The sequence below is a fragment of the Planktothrix sp. FACHB-1355 genome (genome assembly GCF_014748295.1).
GTDB lineage: Bacteria > Cyanobacteriota > Cyanobacteriia > Cyanobacteriales > Aerosakkonemataceae > Aerosakkonema > Aerosakkonema funiforme_A.
Window position 1 is genome coordinate 1 of record NZ_JACJUP010000122.1, and the last position, 9,773, is coordinate 9,773.

Sequence of the window (9,773 nt, forward strand, 5' to 3'; positions counted from 1 at the left end):
TTTGTCTCGCAGGTGTCGCCGGTGCCGATCGCCCAAATGGGTTCGTAGGCGATGACGAGATTGTGTTGATCTACACCAATCAAATCTTTTTCCAACTGACCGACGATCAGGGATTCGGTTTCGCCCGCGTCTCGTTGTTGCTTGCTTTCGCCCACGCAGAGAATGGGAGTAAGACCGTGACTCTGCGCTGCTAGGAGCCGTTTGTTGACAGTTTCATCGGTTTCGCCAAAGTATTGACGCCGTTCGCTGTGACCGATGATGACGTAACGCACTCCAATTTCAACGAGCATCGGGGCGGCAATTTCCCCTGTGTAGGCTCCCGCATCTTCCCAATGGACATTTTGGGCACCCAGCTGCACGCGGCTACCGTGCAAACTTTTGGATATGATGCCCAAGTCGGTGAAGGGAGCGCACAGCACAATTTCCCGTTCTTCCGGGGTTTCTTCCAAGCTTGACATAAATCCTTGCAAGAACTCCAGGGCTTCTGCCTGGGTCTTGTACATTTTCCAGTTGCCAGCGATGACGATTTTTCGCACGGGTACTCTGAAGAGACGAACAATAAACGTAAAAAACAGTTTAAGGCTTTTGGGCGATCGTTTTACGTCTGTGTCCTCAGATCGGCCTCAGACTTGAGTTATAGAGCGATAGAATGAGGAGGGCCTCCTAAGAACTTTAGGTTTCCACAGCAAATTCTTCTGGGTCAACTCCCCAATTTACCCAAGCGATTTTCTGACAACTAATTGGAAATCATACTTGGTAATAGGTAATTGATAATTGTTTTTTTACCCGTTACCCATTACCCAAGTTGGAATTAACAGACCCTGAAAAGCATCGCAATTAGCTGCTAGCTAATTCCCGATCTCGCCTCAAGTTACTTCTTATTCACACCACTGTTAGCACGAGCTGCGGCTGCTTCATCCGGATGAATTCCCAAGCGTGTGAGATTGATGCGTCCCTTGCTGTCAATTTCGCGCACTTTGACAATCACTTCATCGCCTACTGCCACTTCATCTTCCACTTTACCGACGCGGTAATCTGCCAGTTGGGAAATGTGAATCATTCCTTCCTTGCCGGGGAGAAACTCGACAAAGGCTCCGATCGGGATAATGCGAGTAACGCGACCGGCGTAGACATCACCTTCGTTCAGCTTGCGCGTCATGTTAAAGATAATGCTGCGGGCTCGTTCCGCCTTATCTACATCTATGGCAGAAATAGTCACCGTACCATCATCTTCGATGTCAATTTTGGCTCCGGTTTCTTCGGTAATACCTTTGATTGTCTTACCACCAGGCCCGATCACGATACCGATCAAATCTGGATCGATCTTAACGGTGAGCAGACGTGGGGCAAAAGGCGACATTTCGGTGCGCGGTTTTTCCAGCGCCGCCAGCATTTTTTCCAAGATATGCAGCCGCGCCGGACGAGCTTGATTGATGGCTTTGGCGATCGTATCCATAGATAGACCGTTGATTTTCATATCCATCTGCAAAGCGGTGACGCCGCTATCGGTGCCCGCTACTTTGAAGTCCATGTCGCCCAAGAAATCTTCGATACCTTGAATATCCGTGAGAATGCGGACTTCATCGCCTTCTTTAATTAAGCCCATTGCGGCACCACTGACCGGTTTGGTGATGGGAACGCCAGCATCCATTAAAGCTAGGGTGGAACCGCAAACGGAACCCATTGAGGTGGAACCGTTGGAGGATAAGACTTCCGACACTACACGGATGACGTAGGGGAATTGCTCTTTCGGCGGCAATACCGGCACCAGTGCCCGTTCTGCCAAAGCACCGTGACCGATTTCGCGGCGTCCGGGGGCACGTAACGGCTTGGTTTCTCCCACTGAGTAGGGGGGGAAGTTGTAGTGGTGCAGGTAACGCTTGGCATCTTCTGGGTGCAAGTCATCTGCCATTTCTTGGGCATCGCCGGGAGTTCCCAAGGTGACGGCGGATAAAACTTGGGTTTGTCCTCTGTTAAATAAGCCGCTGCCGTGGACTCGTCGAGGTAGCAATCCGACGCGACAGGAGACGGGTCGTACTTCGTCGAGTTTGCGACCGTCAACGCGGACACCATCTTCGACGATCTGACGGCGCATCAATTGTTTGGTGATATCTTTGAAGACGTTGCCCAGGGCTTTGCTTTCCGTGGCTGTGATGACGCGCAGCGGGTCTTCTTCTGGGAGTTCTGCGATCGCAGTTTCTACACTTGCTTTGATTTCATCAAGTGCCAGGTCGCGAGCTGATTTGTCCAACTCGAATTGAGATAGGATGTTTTTGATCGGTTCCCTGACGCGATCGCGAATAAAGTTTTCCAGTGTTGGGTCTACTTCCGGTGATGCTTCTTGCGTCAATTCGATGCCCAATTCTTTGATCAATTCTTGCTGGGCTGCAATCAGATCCCTGACTGCTTCGTAGCCGAAGTCGATCGCTTCTATTATGTCAGCTTCGGGCAATTCGTTTGCCCCCGCTTCTACCATGATTACGCCTTCTGGAGACCCTGCTACCACCAAGTCCAAATCTCCAGCTTCCATCTCTGCGTAGGTGGGATTAATAATAAAGTCATCTCCTACCAATCCCACGCGCACCGCTGCCATTGGCCCGTTAAACGGTATCTTTGCCAACAGCACCGCTACGGAAGCGCCAGTCACAGCCAGCACATCGGGCGGTACTTGTTCATCCATAGATAATGTTGTGGCTACAATTTGGATGTCATCTCGCAGCCAACTAGGAAATAGAGGACGTAGGGGGCGATCGATCAGACGGCTTGTGAGAACTACTTTTTCTGGCGGACGACCTTCCCGTCGCAAGAAACCGCCTGGAATTCTACCCGCAGCATACATTCTTTCTTCGTAATCTACCAATAAAGGGAGAAAATCTATATTTTCTCTTGCTTTTGAGCGGGTAGCAGTTACTAATACGCTGGTATCCCCGGATTGAATTAATACCGAACCATCGGCCTGTTGTGCAAGGAGGCCAACCTTTAGTCTAATATCCCTTCCGTCAAAGGATATTGATTTGTCTATCTCTACCATTCGGTCCTGCTCTATCACAATTCTTTATCTGTGGCAATCCTAGCACTGATACACCAGTGCTGTTCTCAGACTTTCTAGGGCTTGGGGCGATGTGAGGGGCTTAGGAGTTCGAGAAACCGGATTTTTGACAAAAACTCGGTTTCTGGCCAAGGCAACCCCGAATTGCATCAATTTGGCGCACTACTAGACAAGCCATTCGGTGAATGCCCCTAATAGTCTGGAATTAACGATTATCCCACAAATTGAGGCAGTAAAACTTCTCGCTGGGCGTCGGGTGTCGGGGCTGGGGGAAGAAGGGCTGACAAATCTTGCGTTTGCTGGAATTAAGAACGTCTTTTATTTTTCAGCCTAAATCAGCGCATAGGTTTGCGGAGCGTCACTCTGGGGCAATTTTCTTTATCCGCTAACCCGCCTACAGACGATCGCGCCAAGGTCGCCAGCTAGGTTGTACAATAAATTCATTGCACAACTCTTTCTCTTGGAGATAATTTTAACTTTCCATAATGTTGAGAAACACTGTCTTCTCATCCTTTTTTCCCAAAACTCTATGCGAGCGAAATTTGTTAATAAATAATGGTAAATACTTGCAATTTACAAAAATTCGCCATAAATCTCAGCTTTAAGTATTAAATTTGTCATTAAAAATAAGCAATTAACAATTGCTAACATCGTTCAACTAAGGGAATAACTGAGCAGTTTATAAATGGCAGTTTTACACGGTAACTGGTTACCTCAAACTCAGGGTGGTTATCTATTTATTTGGGGAGAAACTTGGCGCAGAATCGCGGCTGAGGCTTCTTCTCAACTTAGCGGAGTATCGCTTCATCCATTGGCGATGACTCCAGACGAGCTGACCGCCTACTTGAAATCTTTACCGCATCTGGGCGGTGTCTTGCCGGTTGATGCTCTTGTTAAAGAAGAAACTTCCCCTAAAAAAGGTAGAGGCGCTAAAAGGCAGAGCCAAGAAACGATCGCAGAAAACAGAAATCATCTTTCATCTTCGTGGCGCAAGCACTCGCAACTTTTGGCATTACCCACTCATATTCCCGAAGATAATCAAGGCGCAATTTACCCCGTACATTCTGCCACCGAAGTCTCAGAAACTACAAATGAGGGAACAGCCCTTTTGTATCCTTGGCAAGTCGAAGGGTTTTGCTTGAACGAACGAGAAGCGATCGCATTTTTAACTGCTCTCCCTCTCGGTTCCGTCAACGAATCAGACTCTTTTTTGGGCAGAGATTTGCGGTTTTGGTCGCATATCGCCCGTTGGAGTATCGATTTACTGGCAAGGTGTAAATTTTTACCAGGAATAAACAGAAATGATAACTCTGCCGTTGCTAGCTGGCAACCCGTTCTCGATAGTGCTGCCGATCGCGCTCGTTTGCAAAAGTTTGCTCAGGAAATGCCAGCCGCTTGTCGCACATATCAAAATAGCAGAGAAAGTGGAGAATCGATCGCTGTTAACCTACCCGCAGAACCGAGAGAACTGCTGCTAGCATTTTTGAGCAGCACCATTGACTCGCAACTGCGAACTGCGATCGAGACGAATTCACCACCGGATACAGAACCGCTGCTGAAAGAGTGGCTGCAAGCATTGGGAAGCGAATCTGCCACCCTGACAGCAGAAGCTCAAGCAACAGAACGCCTGCAAGCAACTCTCAACGCTTGGACTGCGCCGCTGCAACCATTCTTGGCCGGTCAGAGTTTATTTAACACCTGCTTTAAGGTTCTTCCACCAGCATCAGCGTCGAAAGATTGGACGTTGGAATATTGTTTGCAAGCAGTTGACGACCCAGAATTTTTAGTAGATGCGACAACGATTTGGAGTAACCCAGTCGAACGTCTGACTTTCCAAGGAAGGACAATAGAATTACCTCAAGAAACTTTACTCAGCGGTTTGGGATTAGCTTCTCGGTTATTGCCAATTATCGAACCAAGTTTGGAAACTCCTTCTCCCCATTCTTGTCGCCTCAACCCATTACAAGCTTACGAATTTATCAAAAATGGTGCTTGGCGTTTTCAAGATAGCGGATTGGGAGTAGTTTTACCGCCCAGTTTAACAAATCGGGAAGGTTGGGCAAGTCGTTTGGGATTGAGCATCAGCGCACAAAGTCCCGACATTAAAAAGAGCGATCGTTTGAGTTTGCAAAGTCTGCTGAATTTCAAATGGGAATTATCTATTGGCGGACAAAGACTGAGCAAAAAAGAATTTGACAAGTTAGTAGCCCTCAATACTCCCTTGGTGGAAATCAACGGGGAATGGGTAGAATTGCGACCTCAAGATATTAAGGCAGCGCAAACATTTTTTGCATCTAGAAAAGAGCAAATGTCTCTATCGCTGGAAGATGCTTTGCGCCTCAGCAGTGGCGATTCTCAGACAATTGAAAAACTGCCAGTCGTCAGTTTTGAGGCATCGGGGGCGCTACAGGAATTGATATCAACTTTAACCGGAAGTAAAAAAGTTGAGGCGATCGATCCTCCCTCTAGCTTTAAAGGAGAATTGCGTCCTTATCAAGCATTAGGTGCTGGTTGGTTAGCATTCTTGGAACGCTGGGGTTTGGGTGCGTGTCTGGCGGATGATATGGGCCTTGGAAAAACCGTAGAGCTTATAGCATTTTTATTATATTTACAAGCAAAAGATGCACTGGAAAAACCAACGCTGATAGTCTGTCCGACTTCTGTTTTAGGTAACTGGGAACGGGAAGTCAAGAAATTTGGCCCGACGTTAAAAGTTTTGGTACATCACGGCGATAAACGCGCAAAAGGAAAAGCGTTTGCTAAAGCTGTTCAGGATAGAGATTTGGTAGTCACCAGTTATGCGCTAGCTTTTCGAGATGCTAAAGATTTGCAAAGCGTTGCTTGGCAAGGTGTGATTTTAGATGAAGCTCAAAATATCAAAAATTCGGAGGCGAAACAATCGCAAGCAGTCCGCCAGTTGAACGCTTCATTTAGGATCGCGCTGACAGGAACGCCAGTAGAAAATAGGCTGCAAGAACTGTGGTCAATCTTGGATTTTCTCAATCCTGGCTATTTGGGACAGCGCAATTTCTTCCAGCGACGATTTGCGATTCCGATTGAAAAGTATGGGGATACAAATTCGCTGAAGACATTGCGATCGCTCGTCCAACCTTTCATCCTCCGTCGCCTCAAAACTGACCGCGAAATCATTCAAGATTTGCCAGAAAAACAGGAAATGACTGTATTTTGCGGTCTGACTGCCGAACAAGCTGAATTATATCAAAAACTGGTACAAGAATCTTTGGCTGAAATTGAAGAATCATCAGGTATTCAGCGACGAGGAATGATTTTGGCTTTGCTGGTGAAGTTGAAACAAATTTGCAATCACCCAGCCCAATTTTTGAAACAAAATAGTCTAGGAAATCAAAATCGTTCTGCCAAACTTCAGCGTTTGGAAGAAATGTTGGAGGAGTTGATTTCGGAGGGCGATCGCGCTTTAATTTTCACCCAATTTGCGGAATGGGGTAAACTGCTCAAACCGCATTTGGAGAAACAACTTGGGCGAGAAGTGCTGTTTCTATATGGTAGCACTACTAAAAACCAACGTGAGGAAATGATCGACAGATTTCAACTCGATCCCCAAGCGCCGAGAGTGATGATTCTGTCGCTAAAAGCTGGTGGTGTCGGTCTGAATTTGACGCGAGCAAATCATGTTTTTCACTTTGACAGATGGTGGAATCCAGCCGTAGAAAATCAGGCAACAGATAGAGCATTTCGTATCGGTCAAAAGCAAAATGTACAAGTGCATAAATTTGTTTGCACTGGCACTTTGGAAGAAAAAATCCACGATTTGATTGAAAGTAAAAAAGCACTTGCAGAACAAGTGGTAGGTGCTGGCGAACAGTGGTTGACGGAACTGGATACCGACCAACTTCGCAACTTATTATTGCTCGATCGCACTGCTGTAATCGACGAGGAGGCATAATGGCAGATAACTACACTCAAATCAGCCGAGAATGGTGGGTAGAGCAGTGGTTGGGATTGCTAGATTCCTATCGTTTCAAAAAGCGATTGGAACGTGCGCGTGTTTATGCGCGAGAAGGAAATGTCCGCAGCATAGAATTTCAAGGACAAAAAGTATTTGCCAGAGTTCAGGGAACAGAAGTAGAACCTTATCAAGTTTCGATATGGCTGGACGCTTTCTCTGACGAAGAGTGGCAATATGCGATCGAAACAATGTCAGAAAAAGCGATATATTCTGCTAAACTATTAGCCGGAGAAATGCCAGCAAACATCGAAAAAGTCTTTACCGCAAATGGCTTGAGTTTGTTTCCATTTAAGTTGGATGATGTACGCAGTAAATGCAGTTGTCCCGACAAAGCGAACCCGTGCAAACATATTGGCGCGGTGTATTATTTGTTAGCCGATCGCTTCGGTGAAGACCCCTTCGTATTATTTCAGCTACGAGGACGCACGAAAGAACAAATTCTCGAAACACTCCGGCAAATGCGAAGTAGGGGTACAGAGAAGCAAAAGAGCGGGGGAGAAACCCAAATCCCCAAACTTCAATATCCTCTAAAAGTCGAGCATTTTTGGCAATACGACGAACCGTTAGAATCTTCCCTAGTCGTGATTGTACCGCCGCCAAGTAGCGAAACAGTTTTAGATGTATTGGGAACCATACCTTTGGCAAACGATGCAACGGAAAACGCCGACGCAAAAACGACTGCATCTGAAACTGTGATGAAGTATTTAAATACAGTTTATCAGGCGGTGAGTCAGCAGGCGATCGTCTCCGCGATGAAGGTAGGAGAATGACTAGAAACTTTCACGACCAATTTGCCAAGCAGTATCTCAGCGAACTATTAGCACCTCTGGGTGAAGTAATAGTCAGCCGAGAAGTATTGGCTGAAGTGCGTCAAATAGATGTTTGGTTTTCACCAGTAACAGCACCTACAGCCAACCTAGAATTTTTAGGGTTGGTTGCTGAAATGGCTTCAACTGCCTGTTTAATCGAACCTTTTCGCAATCCACCAACCTGGTCGGAAGTGCGTAGATGCCTGATTAAATTGTTTGCCATGCAAAGCGATTATCAGCGTCAAGCAAGGCGAGAAGAAAGAACGGTGACAGAAGATGAATTACCGCGTTTGTGGATATTATCGCCTTCCTGTTCTGAGAATGTCTTAGACGCATTTGGCGCAAAACTTGACACCCAAGGAAACTGGCCGAATGGCGTTTATTTGCTACCATCGGGATTAAGAGCGGCACTGGTAGCAATTAACCAACTACCGGTGACAGAAGACACGCTTTGGTTGAGGCTTTTGGGTCGCAAAACCGTTCAGCAGCAAGCCGTAAATGAGGTGAATGCACTGCCGGAAGACCACCCTTTTAAAAGAAACATTTTAGAGGTTGTGGCTAACTGGCGCATCGGTTTGGAAACCAGCCAAAATCTCGATGAAGACGAGGAGGAATTGCTTATGAACTTATCATCAGCTTATGTACGTTGGCGCGAAGATACTTTACGAGAAGGTCGGATCGAAGGCAGATTGGAAGGTCGCCAAGAAGGTAGACAAGAAGGTAGACAAGAAGGTCTCCAAGAAGGTCGCCAAGAAGAACGGCGGGAGATGGTAGAAAATCTTCTGAGAGTTCGATTTGGCGCTTTGGACGATCGATTGAGCAGAACTATAACACCTATGTTACAGCTACCGCCAAGTGAGTTAACTCAATTGCTGCTGACTCTTTCTCGCGAGGAAATATTGGCTAGGTTTGGAGGAGAGTCCTCTGCTTAAGGAGATGGAAGTTAAAAGAAACCCGGTTTCTTGAAGAAACCGGGTTTCTGAGATGGTAGCAATCAAATTCTCGATTATTAATCAAAAGAAACTGGTTTTCTGATATTTCTCAAGTTTAAGAAACTTTACTCGTGAGTCGTTCCATCAGGCATAATTGCACCAGCCAATTTAGCATTTTTCAAGATTGCCCCATTAATGTTTGCTCCCTTAAGATTAGCTTTTTCTAGATTTGCGTTCTCCAAGTTTGCCCCACGTAAATCTGCTGAAGTCAGGTTTGCTCCACTTAAGTTTGCTCCATTCAATTGTGTTCCGCAAAGATTTGCGCCGCTCAAGTTTGCCCCACTCAGCTTGATACCATTTATGTTTAGCCCCAGAAGATTGACTCCTGTCAGATTAGTACCACTTAGGTTTGCGCTGTAAAGGTTTTTTACATTTTTAAAATTCGTATTAGTTAGATCTACCCCAGATAGGTTCGTTCCCGTCCAGTCTGTCTGAAACAGGTTTGCTCCATTAATATCTGCCGCAGTTAGGTTAGCATAATTTAGACTTGCTTCGCTTAAATTGACGTTCGACAAATTCGCCTGAAGGAGTCTTACTCCCCTCAAATTTGCTTTACTTAAATTTGCCCCACTTAAGTTGGCTTGTATTAAGTCTGCATTTGCGAGATTAGTTGAGTTTAGATTTGCTCCTTGTAAATTTGCTCCAATTAAGTTTGTTGAATTTAGAGAACTCAAGTCAGCACCAGCCAGATTAGCATTTTGCAGCGAAGTGTTAGGAGCGATTGAATAAGCACCCGCTTTAACAGGGTCAAAATCTTTGGGAAAGATAGTCTCCGTGCTATAAATAGCTTCTTCAAGGTTAACTCCCCGAAGGTTTGCTCCTTCTAGATTTGCTTCTAACAAATTAGCATTACTAAGATTAGCATTACTTAGGTCTGCATTCATCAATTGTGCTTTCCTCAAGTTCGCACCGCTCAAGTTAGCTTGACTTAGATT

Annotated in this window: 6 protein-coding genes; 3 read left to right on the top strand and 3 right to left on the bottom strand. The window is 46.0% G+C overall.

From position 1 onward, the window contains the following. Nucleotides 1-536 (bottom strand): triose-phosphate isomerase (gene tpiA / locus H6S82_RS08240; protein ID WP_191056142.1); only part of this gene is annotated, 536 nt, incomplete at its 3' end. A gap of 335 nt (nt 537-871) precedes the next feature. Further along, on the bottom strand, nt 872-3,031 hold the full coding sequence (locus H6S82_RS08245) for a polyribonucleotide nucleotidyltransferase (protein ID WP_190470627.1): 2,160 nt from the start codon (nt 3,029-3,031) through the stop codon (nt 872-874). A gap of 703 nt (nt 3,032-3,734) precedes the next feature. On the opposite strand from H6S82_RS08245, the gene H6S82_RS08250 reads away from it, so the two are divergent. Genes H6S82_RS08250 through H6S82_RS08260 form a run of 3 tightly spaced genes read left to right on the top strand, consistent with a single transcriptional unit; the run spans nt 3,735 to nt 8,778 of the window. Then, entirely contained in the window at nt 3,735-6,974 is a 3,240-nt protein-coding gene (locus H6S82_RS08250; protein ID WP_190470596.1) for a DEAD/DEAH box helicase, read from the top strand. Beyond that, on the top strand, nt 6,974-7,807 hold the full coding sequence (locus H6S82_RS08255; RefSeq protein ID WP_190470599.1) for an SWIM zinc finger family protein: 834 nt from the start codon (nt 6,974-6,976) through the stop codon (nt 7,805-7,807). The genes H6S82_RS08250 and H6S82_RS08255 overlap by 1 nt, the downstream gene beginning before the upstream one ends. Further along, the gene (locus H6S82_RS08260) at nt 7,804-8,778 is read left to right on the top strand and encodes a hypothetical protein (protein ID WP_190470603.1); all 975 of its coding nucleotides are present in this window, start codon (nt 7,804-7,806) and stop codon (nt 8,776-8,778) included. Before H6S82_RS08255 ends, H6S82_RS08260 begins: the two co-directional genes overlap by 4 nt. Before the next feature lie 125 nt (nt 8,779-8,903). Here the strand turns inward: H6S82_RS08260 and H6S82_RS08265 are convergent. Beyond that, a partial coding sequence (locus H6S82_RS08265) for a pentapeptide repeat-containing protein (RefSeq protein ID WP_191056143.1) occupies nt 8,904-9,773 on the bottom strand: 870 nt, incomplete at its 5' end.